This window comes from Stenotrophomonas sp. 2694, assembly GCF_040548715.1.
Taxonomy (GTDB): domain Bacteria; phylum Pseudomonadota; class Gammaproteobacteria; order Xanthomonadales; family Xanthomonadaceae; genus Stenotrophomonas; species Stenotrophomonas indicatrix.
The window spans coordinates 1-19,030 of the sequence record NZ_JBEPSG010000009.1 but is presented as its reverse complement, the minus strand read 5'-3'; the positions used below and the strand labels follow the sequence as shown (position 1 = coordinate 19,030).

Annotated in this window: 14 protein-coding genes and 1 riboswitch; of the genes, 8 read left to right on the top strand and 6 right to left on the bottom strand. The window is 67.0% G+C overall.

Annotated elements, in window-relative coordinates; translation table 11 throughout:
* The first annotated feature begins 88 nt into the window (after positions 1 to 88).
* Positions 89 to 499 (top strand): VOC family protein, encoded by a 411-nt coding sequence (locus tag ABIA73_RS12665; RefSeq protein ID WP_025877065.1) that lies wholly within the window; start codon positions 89 to 91, stop codon positions 497 to 499.
* Between the two features lie 100 nt (positions 500 to 599).
* Here the strand turns inward: ABIA73_RS12665 and gcvP are convergent, their stop codons facing one another.
* Positions 600 to 3,467 carry an aminomethyl-transferring glycine dehydrogenase gene (gene gcvP / locus ABIA73_RS12660; protein ID WP_354275878.1) on the bottom strand — a complete coding sequence of 956 codons (2,868 nt, stop codon included), beginning with the start codon at positions 3,465 to 3,467 and terminating at the stop codon, positions 600 to 602.
* Between the two features lie 61 nt (positions 3,468 to 3,528).
* Positions 3,529 to 3,631: riboswitch (glycine riboswitch) on the bottom strand.
* Positions 3,632 to 3,930: 299 nt separating this feature from the next.
* Here gcvP and ABIA73_RS12655 point away from each other — a divergent pair.
* From ABIA73_RS12655 to ABIA73_RS12645, 3 genes are all read left to right on the top strand, one after another.
* Positions 3,931 to 5,157, top strand: a complete 1,227-nt coding sequence (locus tag ABIA73_RS12655) for a multidrug effflux MFS transporter (protein WP_025877069.1) — start codon at positions 3,931 to 3,933, stop codon at positions 5,155 to 5,157.
* 141 nt (positions 5,158 to 5,298) lie between these two features.
* A complete protein-coding gene (locus ABIA73_RS12650) occupies positions 5,299 to 6,195 on the top strand; it encodes a siderophore-interacting protein (RefSeq protein ID WP_354275877.1) in 897 nt (298 codons plus the stop codon).
* Between the two features lie 77 nt (positions 6,196 to 6,272).
* Positions 6,273 to 6,665, top strand: coding sequence for a hypothetical protein (locus ABIA73_RS12645; protein ID WP_025877073.1), 393 nt, complete (start codon positions 6,273 to 6,275; stop codon positions 6,663 to 6,665).
* A gap of 121 nt (positions 6,666 to 6,786) precedes the next feature.
* Here ABIA73_RS12645 and ABIA73_RS12640 read toward each other — a convergent pair whose 3' ends face one another.
* The 4 genes from ABIA73_RS12640 to ABIA73_RS12625 all read right to left on the bottom strand — a co-directional run bounded on the left by ABIA73_RS12640 (position 6,787) and on the right by ABIA73_RS12625 (position 13,503).
* Positions 6,787 to 8,751 carry a M2 family metallopeptidase gene (locus ABIA73_RS12640; protein ID WP_032976622.1) on the bottom strand — a complete coding sequence of 655 codons (1,965 nt, stop codon included), beginning with the start codon at positions 8,749 to 8,751 and terminating at the stop codon, positions 6,787 to 6,789.
* A 537-nt stretch (positions 8,752 to 9,288) separates the two neighbouring features.
* Positions 9,289 to 10,938: a phosphoethanolamine transferase gene (locus tag ABIA73_RS12635; protein WP_218787831.1), complete on the bottom strand. Its 1,650-nt coding sequence runs from the start codon at positions 10,936 to 10,938 to the stop codon at positions 9,289 to 9,291.
* A complete protein-coding gene (locus ABIA73_RS12630; protein ID WP_431602308.1) occupies positions 10,935 to 11,687 on the bottom strand; it encodes a phosphatase PAP2 family protein in 753 nt (250 codons plus the stop codon). The genes ABIA73_RS12635 and ABIA73_RS12630 overlap by 4 nt, the downstream gene beginning before the upstream one ends.
* Positions 11,688 to 11,799: 112 nt before the next feature.
* Positions 11,800 to 13,503: an ArnT family glycosyltransferase gene (locus tag ABIA73_RS12625; protein ID WP_354275876.1), complete on the bottom strand. Its 1,704-nt coding sequence runs from the start codon at positions 13,501 to 13,503 to the stop codon at positions 11,800 to 11,802.
* A gap of 132 nt (positions 13,504 to 13,635) precedes the next feature.
* On the opposite strand from ABIA73_RS12625, the gene ABIA73_RS12620 reads away from it, so the two are divergent.
* Both ABIA73_RS12620 and ABIA73_RS12615 read left to right on the top strand, forming a co-directional pair.
* Entirely contained in the window at positions 13,636 to 14,346 is a 711-nt protein-coding gene (locus ABIA73_RS12620) for a response regulator transcription factor (protein ID WP_025877081.1), read from the top strand.
* Positions 14,336 to 15,616, top strand: a complete 1,281-nt coding sequence (locus ABIA73_RS12615; protein WP_354275875.1) for a sensor histidine kinase — start codon at positions 14,336 to 14,338, stop codon at positions 15,614 to 15,616. The genes ABIA73_RS12620 and ABIA73_RS12615 overlap by 11 nt, the downstream gene beginning before the upstream one ends.
* 87 nt (positions 15,617 to 15,703) lie before the next feature.
* Here ABIA73_RS12615 and ABIA73_RS12610 read toward each other — a convergent pair whose 3' ends face one another.
* The gene (locus tag ABIA73_RS12610; protein WP_025877085.1) at positions 15,704 to 16,093 is read right to left on the bottom strand and encodes a VOC family protein; all 390 of its coding nucleotides are present in this window, start codon (positions 16,091 to 16,093) and stop codon (positions 15,704 to 15,706) included.
* 156 nt (positions 16,094 to 16,249) lie between these two features.
* On the opposite strand from ABIA73_RS12610, the gene ABIA73_RS12605 reads away from it, so the two are divergent.
* Together ABIA73_RS12605 and ABIA73_RS12600 are read left to right on the top strand one after the other, a co-directional pair.
* Positions 16,250 to 17,500, top strand: a complete 1,251-nt coding sequence (locus tag ABIA73_RS12605) for a DUF819 family protein (protein ID WP_354275874.1) — start codon at positions 16,250 to 16,252, stop codon at positions 17,498 to 17,500.
* Positions 17,501 to 17,673: 173 nt separating this feature from the next.
* Positions 17,674 to 18,816 (top strand): DUF3103 family protein, encoded by a 1,143-nt coding sequence (locus tag ABIA73_RS12600; RefSeq protein WP_354275873.1) that lies wholly within the window; start codon positions 17,674 to 17,676, stop codon positions 18,814 to 18,816.
* Positions 18,817 to 19,030 lie beyond the last annotated feature (214 nt).

Below are 19,030 nucleotides of genomic sequence, written 5' to 3'. Positions count from 1 at the left end.
GCCCGGCGCTACCGATACGCCGCGCCCACATTCCGCGTGCCATCCTGATCGGGTGGGCCATCACCGGCCCGACGAACGGGAGCACCGCATGCTGCGCAGCCGTCCCTTCCTGATGTTCACCGGCCAGGCCGAAGCGGCGCTGGCCCTGTACGCCGAAGCCTTCGCCGAATTCCGCCTGCTGGCCCTGCAGCGCCACCCGGACGGGGCGGGCGCGGGCGTGCCCGGGCAGGTCCGCCAGGCCATTTTCCTGCTCGGCGGCACCCACTACCTGTGCTTTGACAGCCTGGATGTGCACGACTTCACCTTCACGCCCTCGATGTCGCTGTTCGTCGAGTGTTCCGGCGCCGAATCATTCGAGCGTGCCGCGCGCGTGCTGGGTGACGGCGGGCACTGGCTGATGCCGGTGGGCGAGCAGGATTTCAGCAGCCGCTACGGCTGGGTGCAGGACCGCTTCGGCGTGTCGTGGCAGTTGAGCCTGGGGCAGATGCCCGACCCGTGACGCGTTCTGCCGCTGCGCTCGCCGGGCATGGCCCGGCGCTACGGGAAAACAAAAACGGCCCGCTTGCGCGGGCCGTTCTCATTTCCGATGCCGCGATGGCTTACGCCTCGACTTCATCATCCTTGTAGGCATCGACCGGGATGCAGGCACACATCACGTTCTTGTCGCCGTACACGTTGTCGACGCGGGCTACCGGCGGCCAGTACTTCTGCAGCTTCAGGCTCGGCAGCGGGAAGGCGGCCAGCTCGCGCGGGTAGGCGTGGGTCCACTCGCTGGCGGTCACGGCCGTGGCCGTGTGCGGGGCGTTCTTCAGCGGGTTGTCCTCGCGGTCCAGGCGGCCGTCTTCGATCGCGGTGATCTCTTCGCGGATCTGGATCATCGCGTCGATGAAGCGGTCCAGCTCGTGCAGCGATTCGCTTTCGGTCGGTTCGACCATCAGCGTGCCGGCCACCGGGAAGCTCAGGGTCGGGGCATGGAAGCCGAAGTCGATCAGGCGCTTGGCCACGTCTTCGGCACCGATGCCGCTGGTCTTCTCCAGCGGACGCACGTCCAGGATGCACTCGTGCGCGACCAGGCCGTTGCGACCGGTGTACAGGGTCTTGAAGTGCGGGGCCAGGCGCTTGGCGATGTAGTTGGCGTTGAGCTGGGCGACCTGGGTGGCCTTGCGCAGGCCCTCGGTGCCCATCATCGCGATGTACATCCAGCTGATCGGGAGAATCGAGGCGCTGCCGAAGCTGGCGGCGCTGACCATGCCGACCGGACCGTTGTCACCCAGCTTGCCCGGCAGGAACGGGGCAAGGTGCGACTTGACCGCACACGGGCCAACGCCCGGGCCGCCGCCGCCGTGCGGGATGCAGAAGGTCTTGTGCAGGTTCAGGTGTGAAACGTCCGAACCCCACTTGCCCGGCTTGGCCACGCCGACCAGGGCGTTCATGTTGGCACCGTCGGTGTACACCTGGCCGCCATGCTTGTGGATGATCTCGCAGATCTCCACCACCTCTTCCTCGAACACGCCGTGCGTGGACGGGTAGGTCATCATGATCGCGGCCAGGCGGTCGCTGTACTTCTCGGCATTGAGGCGGATGTCTTCGACGTCGACGTTGCCGTTGGCATCGGTCTTGGTGACCACGACCTTCATGCCGCACATCTGCGCCGAGGCCGGGTTGGTGCCATGCGCCGAATCCGGGATCAGGCAGATGTCACGGTGATCTTCGCCACGCGAGCGGTGGTAGGCGCGGATCGCCAGCAGGCCGGCGTACTCGCCCTGCGCACCGGAGTTCGGCTGCAGGCTGACGGCGTCGTAGCCGGTGCACTCGACCAGCATCGCTTCCAGCGAATCGATCAGTTCCTTGTAGCCCAGCGCCTGCTCGGCCGGCACCAGCGGGTGGATCTGCGAGAACTCCGGCCAGGTCACCGGGATCATTTCGGCGGTGGCGTTGAGCTTCATGGTGCACGAGCCCAGCGGGATCATCGTGCGGTCCATCGCCAGGTCCTTGTCGGCCAGCGAACGCAGGTAGCGCAGCAGTTCGTGCTCGCTGTGGTGGGTGTTGAACACCGGGTGGGTCAGGAACGCGGACTGGCGCAGCAGGCCGGCCGGCAGCGCATCGGCGGTGCTGGCATCGAGCGCGTCCACATCAACGGTGGCACCGAACAGCGCGCCTACGGCGACGATGTCGGCGCGGGTGGCGGTCTCGTCCAGGCTGATGCCGACCGAACTGCTGTCGATCGCACGCAGGTTGTAGCCGGCGGCACGGGCCTTGGCATGGATCGCGTCGGCGTCGACACCGGTGACGTGCAGCGTGTCGAAGAAGTCGGCACCGACCTGCACACCGGCAGTGCGCAGCGCGCTGGCCAGGATGGCGGCCAGGCGATGGGTGCGGCGGGCGATGCGGGTCAGGCCTTCCGGACCGTGGTAGACGGCATACATCGAGGCCATCACCGCCAGCAGCACCTGTGCGGTGCAGATGTTGGAGGTGGCCTTCTCGCGGCGGATGTGCTGTTCGCGGGTCTGCAGGGTCAGGCGGTAGGCCGGGTTGCCCTGTGCGTCGATCGAGACGCCGATCAGGCGGCCCGGCATCGAACGCTTGTAGGCGTCACGGCAGGCCATGAACGCAGCATGCGGGCCACCGAAGCCGAACGGCACGCCGAAACGCTGGCTGTTGCCGACCACGATGTCCGCACCCCATTCGCCCGGGGCGGCCAGCAGGGTCAGTGCCAGCAGGTCGGTGGCCACGGCCACCAGGCCGCCGCGCGCGTGCACGGCATCGACCAGCGCCTTGTAGTCGCCCACCTGGCCGAAGGTGTCCGGGTACTGCAGCAGCAGGCCGAAGGCTTCCGCTTCCAGCGCTTCGGCCGGGGTGCCCACGCGCAGCACGATGCCCATGGGCTCGGCGCGGGTGCGCAGCAGTTCCAGCGTCTGCGGGTGCACGGCGTCGTGCACGAAGAAGGTGTCCGACTTCGACTTGGCCGAGCGCTTGGCCAGGGTCATCGCTTCAGCGGCGGCCGTGGCTTCGTCCAGCAGCGAGGCGTTGGCGATTTCCATGCCGGTCAGGTCGGCGCACAGGGTCTGGAAGTTGATCAGCGCTTCCATGCGGCCCTGCGAGATTTCCGCCTGGTACGGGGTGTAGGCGGTGTACCAGGCCGGGTTTTCCAGGATGTTGCGCAGGATCACGTTCGGCGTGTGGGTACCGTAGTAGCCATGGCCGATGAAGCTGCGCAGCACGGTGTTCTTGTCGGCGATCGCGCGGATCTTCGCCAGCGCCTGCACTTCGGTGATCGACTCCGGCAGCGCCAGCGGTGCCGGCGACTTGATCTTGGCCGGCACGATGGCATCGGTCATCGCATCCAGCGAGGCGTGGCCGATGACGCCGAGCATCTGCGCGATCTCGGCATCGTTGGGGCCGATGTGGCGCTCGACGAACGCCGAATGGTGCTCGAGCTCACGCAGGGAAGGGGTGTTCTGGGACATGGCGAAGGATCCGTCAGGAAAGGGCACACGCACGGGCACAAGCCGCCGGTCGGCGGTCTGCGGGCGCCCCTCTGTCCTTTTGCCTGAGAGTTTAAAAGCGCGGAAAACCGCAGCTTCGTGCCCCTTCGGCGCCGGATCTAACCGGTCTCTCCAGAGTTCTGTTACGGGTGGTATCGGGCCTGAGCGATTACGGGCGTTGCGCCTTCGGCAGCGGTGACCTGCTTCTCCCACCGTGTTGCCCGCCGATTATAGCTCGTTGCCGCCGCCTGACGGTGGCCCGGGCTGGCCTCACGGGGCTGAATGGCCGATGGCCCGGGCGTGCGTTCTGTGCATCCGTGCATGGCATCGCGCGCATTCCCCACCTATGATGGTGGGATTCTCGTATTCATCTGGCGCCGTCCCTGCTGCAGGGGATCGGCGCCCGCCGTGCGTGTCATGCATGGCCCTGCCGGACGCTTGCCCGATGACCGCCGCCGTTGCTCCTTCCACCCGCCGCATGGCCCTGTTGCTCGCTGGCCTGGCCATGTTCGGTCCGTTCTCGATCGACACCATCTTTCCCGCGTTTCCGCAGCTGGCCCAGCGCCTGGCGGTGGACGAAGTGGCGGTGCAGCAGACCATCAGCGTCTACCTGCTGTTCTACGGCCTGATGAGCCTGGCCCATGGCCCGCTGTCCGATGCGTGGGGACGCAAGCGGGTGATCCTCGGCGGCCTGGTGATCTTCGTCGGCGCCTCGGTGGGCTGTGCGTTGTCTACCGACCTGACCACGCTGCTGGCGTTCCGCGCACTGCAGGGCCTGTCCGCCGGCGTGGGCATGATCGTCGGCCGCGCGGTGATCCGCGATCTGTACCACGGCCACGACGCGCAGCGGCTGATGAGCCAGGTGTCGATGCTGTTCGGTATCGCCCCGGCCATCGCGCCGATCATCGGTGGCTGGATCCTGCTCAGCGGTGCCGGCTGGCCGCTGATCTTCTGGTTCCTGGTGGTATTCGCGCTGGTGCTGCTGGCGGCCACCGCGCGCTTCCTGCCGGAAACCCATCCGGTGGAGGCGCGGATCGCCCTGTCGCCACGCACGTTGCTGCGCGATTACGTGCGCATCGGCTTCAACCCGCGGTTCCTGCGCCTGGCCCTGGCCGGCAGCATCGGGTTCGGCGGCATCTTCCTGTACATCTCCTCGGCGCCGGCCATCGTGATGCAGCACCTGCATCTGGGTGAAGGTGGCTTTGCGTGGTTGTTCATTCCCACCATCGGCGGCATGACCACCGGTTCGTTCCTGTCCGGGCGCATGGCCGGGCACAGCACACCGACCCGGCAGGTCGCGCTCGGTTTCACCCTGTGTGCGGTCTCTGCCGTGTTGAACATCGGCTACGTCACCCTGGCGCCGCAGTTCGCGCTGCCGTGGGCGGTGATGCCGATCTTCCTTGGCGGCATGGGCATGGCGCTGATCTTCCCGATCCTGGCGCTGGCGGTGCTGGACATGTATCCGCTGCAGCGCGGCCTGGCGTCGTCGCTGCAGGCGTTCGTGCAGCTGATGATCAGCACCGTGGTGGCCGGCGTGGTATCGCCGCTGCTGCACAACAACCCGCTGCACCTGGCACTGGGACAGGCGGGCTTCTTCGCGGCCGGCTTCGTGTTCTGGTACTGGGAGCACCAGCGCGAGCGCGCATCAGAGGCAGCCAGCACGGCGCATTGAGCGTCGTGCAGGGGTAGGGCGCGTCATCACGCGCGGATCCGTTGCGGCGCTGCGGGCAGGGATTAGGCTGGGGTTTCCAGCGAGCCGGTTCGTGGGTGCACGACAGCCAGCCATTCCGATGTCGTCGCATGAGGTACCCGCATGGCTGCGCAGCAGACCTACCGCCTGTTCGAGGTGGCGCTGAAGGAGCGCCGCGTTCTTTCTCCTTCCCTGGACCGCATGGTGTTCACCGGCGCCGACGTGGCGCACATGAAGACCGAAGGCCCGGACCAGCGAATCAAGGTGTTTTTCCCCTTGCCCGGCCAGGACGCGCCGGACGTGCCCAGCGGCGAAGACTGGTATGCCCGCTACCGGGCACTGCCCGATGAGGCGCGGCCGCCGATGCGCACCTTTACCCTCCGCCAGCTGCGTGCCGGCGAGTGCGAGGTCGACATCGACTTCGTGCTGCATGGCCAGACCGGACCGGCCTCGCGCTGGGCCACGCATGCACGGCCGGGCGACCGCGTGGTGCTGCTGGCCCCCGATGCCGACTGTGCGGACAGCAGCGAGGGCTGGGAATGGAAGCCGCCAGCCGGGGTAGGCCAGGTGCTGCTGGTGGCCGATGAGACCGCATTGCCGGCGGTGGCCGGCATCCTCGAGGAACTGGCCGGGCTGGCCGATCCGCCGCGCACGCTGGCCCTGCTGGAGATCGCCCAGGCCGGTGATGCGGTGCCGTTGAAGGCCCCGGCCACGGCCGAAATGGTGTGGTTGCCACGCGGGCAGCAGGCCCATGGGCAGCGGCTGCTGCAGGCAGTACAGGCGCGGCTGGCGGCGGCCGCGACCGTCGCCGGGGCTGCCGAGCTGGACGACATCGACGTTGATGCGCAGATCCTGTGGGAGCAGGCTGACGCCAACGCGGACGGCGCGCTGTATGCCTGGGTAGCGGGCGAGGCCGGCGCGGTGATGGCGATCCGCCGGCACCTGCTGAAGGACTGCGGCCTGGATCGCCGCGCGATCACCTTCATGGGGTACTGGCGGCAGGGGCGGGTACTGGACTGAGCCGCTACCGCACGGGCGTGAACCGGCATGCAGGGGGTGTGGGTTATCCTTGCGCCCCCGCAATGCAAGCCCCACTGATGTCGACCTCTTCCAAATCCCGCCGCGACCAGCGCCGTCGCCAGGAACAGCAGGCTGCCAACAAGGCCGCCGCCACCGCCTCGCCCGTCGAGCCGCACGCCGAGCTGCGCGACACGCAGCGCACGCTGCTGGCCGGCATCGTCCGTCGCGATGGCGAATGGGTGCTGGGCATGGATGGCCGCATCGCCGGCCAAAGCGAGAGTGCGGCCCAGGTACTGGCGCTGATCATGCAGGCCGGTGAACTGCACGAACGGCAGGGCACGCCGGTGCGCCTGATCTATTCGGATGCGCTGCGCGATGCGGCGCAGGCCGAAGCCAACGAGAAGGGGCAGACCTTCGAGGAATTCAAGGCCGCGCTGGCCGCGCAGCTGGCGGCGAAGAAGAGCAACTGATCGTCATCGCGGTAGCGCCGGGCCATGCCCGGCGGCTTTTCATTACGCCGCTGCGCTCGCCGGGCATGGCCCGGCGCTACCGAAACGGAAAAGGGCGGATCCTCGCGGATCCGCCCTTTTTTCATTTCGCCGCCGGTGCCGCGTTGGCCTGCCAGCCGCACATCTGGCCTTCGTTCTGCTGCTTCAACCAGGCATTGACCGGGCTGAAGTACTCGATCATCGGGCCGGCATCGAGCTTGTCCGAGCCGGTCAGTTCCTTCAGCGTGGCCTGCCACGGCTGGCTGGCACCCTTGCTCAGCATCGCCCAGTACTTCTGGCCGGCTTCCTTGTTGCCGTAGAAGGTGCACTCGTGCAGCGGGCCCTTGAAGCCGGCGGCATCGCACAGGCCCTTGTAGAACTGGAACTGCAGGATGCGCGCCAGGAAGTAGCGGGTATACGGGGTGTTGCCCGGCACGTGGTACTTGGCACCCGGGTCGAAGAATTCCTCGCCACGGGCGCTGGCCGGGGCCACGCCCTGGTACTTGGCCTTCAGGTCCCACCATGCCTTGTTGTAGTTGTCCGGGGTGATCGAACCATCGAACACGCCCCAGCGCCAGCGGTCGATCATCAGGCCGAACGGCAGGAACGACACACCTGACAGCGCCATGCGCATCTGGTTGTTGATGACCGCTTCGCGGCTCTCGGTCGGCGCGTCGACCAGCCCGATCGAGCTGAGGTACTTCGGCGTCATCGCCAGCACGATGGTGTCGCCGATCGCTTCATGGAAGCCATCGTTGGCACCGCCCTGGAACAGCGGCGGCAGCGGGTTGTAGGCCAGGTCGTAATAGATGTGGCCCAGCTCGTGGTAGATGGTGGTGAAGTTCTCTTCGTTGGGCTTGATGCACATCTTGGTGCGCACATCGCCTTCCATGTTCATGTCCCACGCACTGGCGTGGCAGACCACGTCGCGGTCATCGGGCTTGATGAACTGGGTCTTGTCCCAGTACGACTGCGGCAACGACGGCATGCCCAGCGATACGTAGAAGTCCTGTGCACGCTCGGTCATCTGCTTGGCGGTGCGCAGTTCGGCCTCGCGCTGCGCCTTGTACTGCGCGGCCACGTTCGCATCCTTGCCGGCCTTGGCCAGCGCCGCGCTCAGGTTGGTCTGGTACTGCTTTTCCAGCGCTGCAGTGATGTCCAGGCTGCCGGCGCCCGGGTACGGTTCCAGCTGGTCCCACAGGTTGGACCAGTCCTGCTGCCACATGTTGCCCATCAGGTGCGCGGCGATCAGGCCGTTGCCCACCTCGGCCTTGTCCTTGCCATAGGTCTTGTCCAGCTTGCCGCGCGCGTAGCAGTGCAGCTGCTCGTACATCGGCTTGACCTGCTCCCACAGGCGATCGGTTTCCGGTCCGATCTGCTCCGGCGGCATGTCATAGCCACTGCGCCACATCTGTCCGGCATCGGTGAAGCCCATGCCCTTGGCACCTTCATTCACCAGGCCGACGAACTTCTGGTAATCACCGCGCATGCTCTTGGTGGTACTGTGCCAGCCCTGCCAGGCATCGAGCTGCTGGTCATAGTCGCGGCTGCGCGCCAGCACCTGCTCCAGTTCGCCCAGCTGGCGGCAGGAGTTGGGATCGTTGGCGTCGGTGCAGTACTTGCCTGCGCCGTAGCTGCCTTCCATGCGGGTGGCGATCTGGGTCAGTTCGGCCAGCTTGGCCGGGTCGCGCGGTGCCGGCATCGACGACATCAGCTTCAGCAGGTGGATCGCGCGCTTGCTGTCTTCGCTCATCGGCTTGCCATCGAACTTGCCGGCCTGCTCGATCCAGCTGTTGAGCTGGGTCAGCGAACGCTCGTTGGCCTTGGCCGCGATGCGCTCTGAATCGCTGTTGATGTAGGTGGAGGACAGCCACTGCGCCGAGGTCATCTCCGGGTAGGCCGCCTTGAATTCGGCATTGATGCGGGCCACGAACTGGTCAGCGGTTTCGCCGGCCGCTGCGCTGCTGCTGGCGGTCTCGGTGCCTGGGGCGGCTTCCTTCTTGCAGGCGGCCAGGGCCAGCGTGGCGGCGGCGATTGCCGAGGCCAGCAGGAGATGACGGTGTTTCACGGGCGATCCTTGGGTGGTGAACGACCGCCGAAGGCTAGTGGGCAGGCGTTGCCACCGCAAGTGGCGGAAGTCGGCCGGGCGGCGCCCGGGGACCGCGACATCGCATGCGCGCTGTCGCTCCCACGCTTCGCTGCGCGAAACGTGGGCCCCACTTACCAGCTCCCAGACCCCCGCCGCTTCGCGGCCGCCCCCTGACTCAGGGGGCTCTGCCCCAGACGCAATTCGGTGATGGCAGTAGATCCACGCCATGCGTGGATGAGATCTGTCAGAAATCGAGACTCAAATTCGGATCCGACCCCGTGCCGACCAACGGTCGGCACCCACCAACAGCAGCGGAAATCTGTCGAAGGCGGGGTGGGTCCGGTGGCGGGAGTGTCCGCGGCATGGATGCCGCGGCCAAGCCCCCATGGACGGGTTTACGGCGTCTCCCGCCACCGGACCCACCCCGCCATCCCTCAGGAAACCCGCTTCTGCGTTTGCTTCGGCTGTTGCTGTTGCTTGCAGCAGGTGCAGGGCTGCAAGCCCTGCCGAACAACCCTAACTCTCGCAGTTGGCGAACAGGTCGCGATCGCGTTCGTACAGCGAGGTCTTCACCTGCATCAGCCCCAGCACCGACGGGAACAGGTTGTCGTGGTCGGTGTAGCTGGCCGAGCGCTTGCGCACGCACTGCAGGTCCAGTCCACGGCTGCTGGCGAAGCCCGGCGAGAACCACATCGTCATCGGCACCCGGGTCTGCTCGGCCGGTGCGATCGCGTACGGCACACCGTGCAGGTACAGGCCCTTTTCGCCCAGCGATTCACCGTGGTCGGACAGGTAGATCATCGCCGTGTCGTAGTCCTGCAGGCCCTGCAGCGTGCCGATGGTCTTGCTCAGGAAGTGATCGGTGTACAGCACGGCGTTGTCGTAACTGTTGGTGATCTCTTCGCGCGAGCAGCGACCAATGTCCTGGGTGTCACAGGTCGGGGTGAAGCGACGGAAGGCGGCCGGGTAGCGCTCGAAATAGGCCGGGCCATGGTTGCCCAGCTGGTGCAGCACCACCACCCGATCACCCGGGCGCGCACGCACCTGCGTCGCCAGGTCCTGCAGCAGGATCTCGTCCATGCAACGGCCATCGGCACACAGCCCCGGCGTGGTCGCGTCCGACAGCGACTGGAAGTCCAGGCCCTCGCATACGCCCTTGCAGCCGGACTGGTTGTCGCGCCACAGCGGCACGATGCCCGCGCGGTTCAGTACATGCAGCAGCGACTGGTGCGCACGGATCTTCTTCTCGTCGTACTCGTGGCGTCCCCATGGCGAGAACAGGCAGGGCAGCGAAACCTCGGTGCTGGTGCCGCAGGAGTGCATGTCCGGGAAATTGACCACCGCCGCCTGGGCCAGCTCCGGCGTGGTATTGCGGCCACCATTCAGGCCCCAGTTCTGCGCACGCACCGTTTCGCCCATCACGATCACCAGCAGGCGTGGCTTGCTGGTCGCTGCGCGCGGGGTCGCCTTGGCATCGGTACCGATCGGCAGCTTCGGCGCGCGTTGCACCGGGTTGTCGCCGCGCAGGGCACGCGGCAGCCCCAGCAGCACATTGGCCGGCGTGGCCAGGTAGCGCACTTCGCGCTGGTTGCGCATCAGCGCCGACACATCCTGGAAGGACACCAGCGCGCCACCGAGTGCGGTGACCGCAGCGACCAGCAGGAAGCCGATGCGCCACAGCAGGCTGCGGCCCCAGCTGCGGCGGCGCAGGTCAACGCGCCACAGCACCACCATCGGCAACACAGCCAGCAGCAGGACCGGCCACAGCAGCGACACCGTCATCAGTTCGCGGCTTTCCTTGGGGTCGGTAGCCAGCACGTTGCGCAGCATGTCCGCGTCCAGATAGATGTGGTAACGGCTCATGTAGTGCGCGGCAAACGCGGTGACCAGCAGCAGCACGCTGATCACCACCTTGGCATTCCAGCGCCACACCAGGATGCCCAGCAGCACACCGTGCGCACCCAGCAGCAGCAACAACAGTGAAAGCGCATAGCGCAGGCTGCCCGGATGGCTGGCCATGGCGCTGTGCCAGAACAGGCCATTGCCGGCCACAGCGAAGAACAGGCTGGTCAGCACGATCAGTGCTTCGGTGGACAGCTGTGGCCGCCATGCGCGGATGCTGGCCAGTGTCGGCAGCCGCAAGGAACGTTGGACCGATGCGTTCATGCAACCGCCTCCTGGCGGGTCGAGCGATCCAGCTGGCGGCGGACCACCAGATACAGGCCCAGCGACAGCAGCCAACAGATCAAGGCGGTGGCAACGTCATGCGAAAGGAAGTGGGCGCCGCGCAGCTGTTGGCCGATGCCGAACACCAGGCCGCTGCCGAGGCCGATCCACAGCCCGGCCCAACGCCAGGCGGGGCGCCACAGCAGCGCGAAGAAGTACAGGCACATCCATGCGTATCCCGCGCTTGCGTGGCCGGCGGGGAAGCAGGCGCGGGCGGCCATGCCGGTCGGGCGGCTGCTGAGAAGACCGACGAACGGGTCGTGTCCGCCATAGCGCAGCAGATCCCACGGGCAGTCCATCGGCACCAGCGACTTCAGCAGCGAGATCAGCCCGGTGCCGAGTGCCACGGCCACCACCACATACAGCAGCGCCCAACGCAGCGTGCGATCGCGGCCGCGGCGCCAGTGGTGGAAGCACAGCAGCATCGCCACCAGTGCCGCAGCGGTGCTCAGCCACTTGCCGGCCTTGTGCACCACCGAACGCGTCAGCCATGCATCCTGCAGCGCCCAGCGGCCGCCTTCCAGCCGGAACAGATGGTCGGCCAGCCACTGGTCGCCACCCAGGCCCATCAACACGGTGAACAACGCAATGCCGATGACAGAAGGCAGCCAAAGATGGGTAGCGGCAAAACGCGACGCCAGCAGCGAGGGCGCAAAGGAGACTGCCGGGACAAGAGGGCGAGCGGGCATGCAGGGAAGGGGCCGTTACGGGGATCCGCGGCCATGCTCGTCACTGGCATGTCGGAGAAGGGTCGTACACGCGTTTGCGCCGGGTTAATCCATGCGCGGTGCGAATCATCATTCAGTCTTCTTCGTCGTTGGCGCCTGCACGCTCGGCATGGCAGGCCGCATCCCAGGCGGTGCCCGGAAGCAACTGCCAACGATTGCGATTGGCAACACCGATCTCGATGACCTGGGCCGGATCGACACAGGGGCTCATGGCCTTGTCCAGCACCAGCAACCAGCGCTTGTCCGGCGCCTCGGCCAACCATGGACCGGCGTCGTGCCACTGCTCTGCCCACGGCCGCTTGAAGCCGAACTCGCGCACCGGCCGGTCGGCCTGCAGCAGGTTCTGTTCGCGCCAGGCCACCAGCGCCAGCTCCGCATCGGGGCCGATCCGTGTGCCCACCCGGCGCATCACCGCCGACGCCGAGGCGTAGGGGTCCAGCGCCGGTATCAGCACCAGTCCGTACAGCATCCACAGCAGACCGTGGGTGAGCAGTACCAGCGTGGCCGCGCGTCGTATCCGCAGCCACACCGCCAGCGTCGCCACGGCGATGGCGAAGGTCAGCAGGCCATCGCCGAACACGGGCAGCAGGGTGTCGGGCATCGCCCGCCGGGCCAGCTGCGCCTGCGCCCAGGGGCTGTCGGTCAGCATCATCACGCCAAGCGCGCCGGTGGCCAGCATCAGCAGCAGGCTGTAGCCGAACAGATAGCGACGCACGCACAGGCGACGCAGCAGGCCGGGCAACAGCGGCGCCACCGCCAGTGCCATCGCCGGCAGCATCGGCAGCACGTACACCTCGCGCTTGCCCGGGCTGGCAGTGAAGAACAGCAGGACCAGCGCGGCCCAGCCCAGCAGCAGCCACTGGCGCTGGTCGCCGCGACGCAGCCGGCGCCACCACGGTTTGACCATCAGCGGCAGCAGCAGCGCACCCGGCAGCCACAGCGTGGCGATCACCTGCAGGTAGTACCAGACCGGCTGGCGATGGTGCCAGGCGTTGGCATAGCGGGTGCCGGTCTGCTTGAACAACAGCTCGTGGGCGTACGACTGCAGTGATGCACTGGGTTCATGCAGCAGCGCCCAGCCCAGCGGTGCCAGCCACACCGCCGTGCCCAGCAGGAAGGCCGGAATCAGCCACAGCAGGCTGGCGGGGTGGGGGCCGTCCACCGGCTGGCCGCGACGGCGCTGGTACAGCCGCCAGCCCAGCCAGGGCAGCACCATCAGCAAGGGCAGGAAGCCCACCCCCTTGGTCACCGTGCCGACGCCGGCGGCGAAGCCCGCCAGCCACAGGGCCGGCAGGTTGCGGCGCTCGCAGAGGTGGCGCAGCAGGCCCCACAGGGCCAGCGTGGTCAAGCCCACCAGCACCATGTCGATCTGCGCGCGCTTGGCCATCAAGCCGAACTGCAGGGTGCAGAACAGTGCGCCAAGCGCGTACAACGAATGCCGTGGCGACCATAGACGGCGTGCCAGGTCAGACACCAGCCACAGGCTGAGCAGCGCGGCCAGCAGCGACGGCAGCAGGAACGACCACTGCCAGCTGCCGACCACCTGGTGGGCGGCGGCCTGCAGCCACATGAACACCGGCGGCTTCTCGGCGTACAGCTCGCTGCCCCGGTGTGGCAGTAGCCACTCGCCGCTCTCCACCATGGCACGTGCGGCCAGCACGAAGCGTGGTTCGTCCGGTGGCTGCGGCTGGCGCATGCCAAGCCCGGCCGCCAGCGCCATCACGATCAACAACCACAGCAGCGGCAGGTGCCAACGGCGGGGCAGGGCAACGGGCACGGCAGGCTCCGGGAGCAAAACGGCCATTCTGATGAGGGGCACGTGGGAAAGCCGTCGGAGCGGCCGGCATGGCGACCGCATTCCGACATCCGCAGCGCTACCATGGCATGAACTTCCGTGGATGTTTCGTGCATGCGCTTGTTGGTGATCGAGGACAACCGCCAGTTGGTGGCCAACCTGTTCGACTATTTCGAGTCGCGCGGGCATGTGCTCGACGTGGCCCCGGATGGCATCACCGGCCTGCACCTGGCCGGCAGCCACCCGTATGACGCGGTGATCCTGGACTGGATGCTGCCGCGCATGGAAGGCCCGGAGGTGCTGCGGCGGTTGCGCTCCGAGCACGCCTCGGAAGTGCCGGTGATCATGCTGACCGCGCGCGACGAACTGCCGGACAAGATCGCCGGCTTCCGCGCCGGCGCAGATGATTACCTGACCAAGCCATTCGCATTGCCGGAACTGGAAGTGCGCCTGGAGGCGCTGCTGCTGCGCGCTCAGGGTCGCAATCCGCGCAAGCGCCTGCAGGTGGGCGACCTGGTGCTGGACCTGGCCAGCCTGGAGGCTCAGCGCGCCGGCCAGGTGCTGCACCTGTACCCGGCCTGCCGCAAGCTGCTGGAAGTGCTGATGCGCGCCAGCCCGGGCGCGGTCACCCGGCAGCAGCTGGAATTCGCCCTGTGGGGTGACGAACCACCGGACGGCGACCTGCTGCGCTCGCATGTGTACGAACTGCGCCGCAGCGTGGATGGCCCCTTTGCCGACAAGCTGATCCACACCCTGCCACGGGTGGGCTACCGGCTGGCGTCCACCGCAGGCGCAGACGCACGGAACGATGACGATGGCGCGTAAACCCGGGCCGCTGTATCGGCGGGTGGTGTGGTGGCTGCTGGGCTACCTGGCGCTGATTTCGCTGGCGGTGTTCAGTGTGGGCAACTACGTGCACGAACACGCCGAGCACGCGGCGTGGCGCGCGCTGCTCAATTCCGAACTGGACAGCATCGTCGAGCACACCGAGCACGAGCCGCACTATCGCTGGCAGGACTCGGACACGCTGAGCCTGTTCCGCTTCAATGAAGCCAACATGCCCGCCAGCCTGCGCACCCTGCATCCGGGGTTGCATGACGGGGTGATGATCGGCGAGCGCGAGACGGCGGTGATGGTGCGCGATACCGGCTCGCTGGGGCGGGTTGCGCTGGCCCTGGACATCTCCGATTTCCACGATCTTGAACAATTCGCAACGCGCTGGGTGATGCTGGCCGGCATCATCATGATCTTCGTCACCGTGTTGATGGCCTCCTTCGGCATGGAGCGCATGGTGCGCCCCTTGAGCCTGCTGGCCCAGCACATCGGTGTACTGCGGCCCGGCGTGCAGGGCCAGCGCATTGACGTCGATCCGCGCGGCAGTTCCGAGCTGCACACCATCGCCGATGCGCTGAACGATTACCTTGATCGCAACGAGCAGTTCGTCGAGCGCGAGCGGGTGTTCATCAGTACCGCAAGCCATGAACTGCGCACGCCGATCGCCGTGATGACCGGTGCCGCCGAACTGGCGCTGGAGCAGCCCGGCCTGCCTGAGCGCGCACGACAGCAGATGCAGCGCGTGCTGCGTACCGCGCAGGGCGTTGAGCAGCTGATCGAGCTGTTGCTGGTGCTGGCGCGTGATCCCGCTCGCCTGGCTGCCCGTGCCGAGCGCATCGCGCTGGACCAGCTGCTGCCTGAGATCGTCGACGACCATCGCCACCTGCTGGGTGACAAGGACCTGAGCATCGGCATCCAGGCCGCGCCGGTCGACATCGTCGCGCCGCTGGCGGTGGTGCAGGCAGCGATCGGCAACCTGCTGCGCAATGCCATCGAGAACAGCGGCCGCGGTCATATCGAGCTGCGCCTGACCTCGGCAGCGGTGTTGACCCTGCAGGACCCCGGCCATGGCATGAGCCCGGAGGAGATCGCAGCGATCCACGCGCGGATGGCCCGCGGTGAGCGCGGCGACCGCGGCGGCATCGGCCTGGAACTGATCGCGCGGCTGTGCGAGCACCTGGGCTGGACCCTGCAGCTGCAGCCCTGCCAACCGCGCGGCACCCTGGCCTCGCTCGACTTTGGTACATCGCGGCCAGGCTGACCTGTCCGTCGACCAAGGTCGACGCCTACCAGGCAATGGCCGCGTGCGTTCCGGTAGGTGCCAACCCTGGTTGGCACGCTGGCCGTGTCACCGCCCCGTTGGCCGCGCCACGTGCTGGTCGATCAGGATCACGTTGCCATCGGGATCGGTCAGCTGCAGATAGGCCGGACCTTCGCCATCGGGATCGGCACGCGCCGTGAGCGCGATGCCCTTGGCGTCCAGCTCGGCCTGTACCTCACGCACGTCCTGGAAGGATGCCAGTTCCTGCTTGTGCTGGTCCCAGCCGGGATTGAAGGTGAGCAGGTTGCCCTCGAACATGCCCTGGAACAGGCCGACCACGATGCCGTTGTTGCGCAGTACCAGCCAGTTCTGCGCCGCATCACCACCGGTCACCGAGAACCCCAGCGCTTCGTAGAACGCACGTGAGGTGGCCAGGTCCTTCACCGCCAGGCTGACTGAAAAAGCGCCGAGTTGCATGGGGCAGGCTCCAGTAGGGAATGCAGCGATTCTCGGCAGGCCCACGCGCTGCCGCAAGCAGCGCAGCATGACCCTGCGTGAAGACTATGTTAATTTCGACCCGCGCCGCTTATGCGGCGCTTTTCTTTTCCGCTCTTTCGATCGACAGAGGATCCCATGCCGACCGAACCCGCTACTGCCCTGATCAGCAACGACATCGTTGGCCTTGGTCTGATCGCCGCCACCCTCGCCTTGATCTTCTGGGCTGCCAGTGGCCCGACGCCCCTGCTGAAGAAGATCTTCGCCTGGGTACCAGCACTGCTGCTGTGCTATTTCATCCCCGCCATCTACAACACCGTCGGTGTCATCGATGGCCACAACACCTCGCTGTACAACCCGGTCGCCCGCGATGTGCTGTTGCCGGCGGCGCTGGTCCTGCTGACCCTGTCGATCGACCTGAAGGGCATCGCCAAGCTGGGGCCGAAGCTGCTGCTGGTGTTCTGCGCCGGCACCGCCGGCATCATGCTCGGCGCCATCGTCTCCTTCCAGGTGATGAAGCTGATCCATCCGGAAACCGTGGCTGGCGACACCTGGGCCGGGATGGCCGCGTTGGCTGGCAGCTGGATCGGCGGTGGCGCCAACATGGTCGCCATGCGCGAAGTGTTCGGCACCGATGCCACCACCTTCGGCCAGTTCGCGGTGGTCGACGTGGCCTGCGCCAGCCTGTGGATGGCGATCCTGTTGTTCATGGCCAACCGCGCCCAGCAGATCGATGCACGCAACGGTGCCGACACCCGCGCCATCGATGAGATGAAGGCGCGCATCAGCGCCTACGAGGCACAGAACGCGCGCATCCCCAGCATGACCGACCTGATGGTGATCGTCGGCGTGGCACTGGGCGGCGTCGGCCTGGCCCATGCCATCGCCGCACCGCTGTCGGGCTGGTTCAAGGCCAATGTCAGCTGGGCCAGCCAGTTCAGCCTCGACAGCCAGTTTGTATGGGTGATCCTGCTGTCCACCGCGATGGGCCTGACGCTCAGCTTCACCCGTGCACGCCGGTTGGAAGCGGCAGGCGCCTCGCGCCTGGGTACCGTGTTCCTGTATTTCCTGATCGCCTGCATCGGCATGCAGATGAACCTGTTGTCGCTGCTGGATCGTCCGTGGCTCTTCCTGCTGGGGGCCATCTGGATGGCCACCCACGTGCTTGTGCTGTGGATCGTTGCCAAGCTGGTGCGTGCGCCGCTGTTCTTCTTCGCGATCGGTTCGCAGGGCAACATCGGCGCCGCCGCCTCGGCACCGGTGGTGGCGGCAGCATTCCATCCGACGCTGGCGCCGGTGGGCGTGCTGCTCGGTACGGTCGGTTATGCCACCGGTACCGGCCTGGCGTATGTGACCGGGCTGATCCTGAAGTGGATGGCCAACGGCTGAGCCCTCTCGCGGCCAGCGACGGAAATCAGGAACGGGTAGAGCCGAGCCCACGCTCGGCTGCTTTTCGCGGGACACTGCCGGAACTGTGCGGCACATACCGGAACGTATGGCGCGTGCGTCGTAGCGTGGGAAGCTCCTGCCGGCGTTGCCGGCGACGTTCGATGGGGCCGTCGATGACGAAGCAATGGAGGTTTCGGGTTTCCGCACTGGTGCTGTTGCTGGCCAGCACGGGGGCCTTCGCGCAGGGACCGGTGAGGGCCGGCGGCGCCGATGTGCAGATGCTGACCGATGCCGGTGCGCGCGAGGTGGCGGCACTGATCGCCCAGCCAGGGTTCGCCGATGCAGTGCGCAGCTCGCTGCATGCGGCGCCGGAGCAGGGCGTGCCGGTGCAATCGTTGATGGGCCGTTTCGATCCGCAGGCGCATACGCTGGCCAGTGCATCGCTGGCTGCTGGCGATCGCCAGCTGCGCCAGCGCAAGGGGCTCCCGGCACAGGGGCAGGGGCTGCTGCAGCTGCGTGCGTACGTGCCCGAGGGGCACTCGCTGGCGGCCATCAATGCGCATCCGCTGTGGGTGGCCAGTCTGCCGCGTGGCAATGATCGCGACTGGACCACGATCACCGCCTACGACGCGCAGGGCCGCGCGCATGTACTGGATGCGAAACGGGCCCCGGACTTTCCGGTGCTGATCGTCGACGTCGACACGCGGCGTGCCGTGCAGGAGGGCATGGCCCTGGTCAATGCGGGGCTGAAGGCCCGCGGCCTGCAATCGCCCGAACGCATCCAGCTGTCGGCTGACGGCACGCAGGCGTCGCTGGATATCACCCGCCTGGACCGCATCCGCTTGGCGGACGACCAGGAGCCCTGGGCGCTGGGGGCAGCCGAGGTGTTCGCTGTTGTTTCCGGTCTGCAGGTGGGCGCCACCGCACCGGAGATGGTCACCGTCGACATGCCGTACCTGGACTACGACGGTACCGACTACACCCCGCAGCAACCGCTGATCATCTGGGGCAACTATCGCTTCAACGCCGCCAACGTGCAGCTGTTCGAAGATGACGGCGATACCAATTACCAGGAGCTGCTGGTGGCGCTGAGCAACGGCGTCAAAGCCGCACTGGGCGCCTTCGCCCCTGAGTATGCCGTCATCGCCGACATCGCAGGCGCGATCCTCAAGGCCATGCCCACGTCGTGGTTTGCCAACGACATCGACTATATCGACAGCTACTACCTGTTGCAGCGCGGCCAGGCCTACCAGGACCGGATGGGAGCGGCCAACAACGCCAAGGTCACCCTGACCCCGATCACCCTCACGGAGTAGTCCCGCCGGGCGGCGCCCGCAACCGCCGACATCCACGAACAGAAAGGGGCCTGATCCGTTCTCCAGGGAAAACGGATCAGGCCCCGGATGATTCGCACCGTCACCGGAAATCTGTCAAAGGTGGGGCGGTGTGGGCTTGCAGGACCGTTGGCGCCATGGATGGCGCCATCGAGCCCCCATGGACGGGTTTACGGCGTGTCCTGCAAGCCCACAC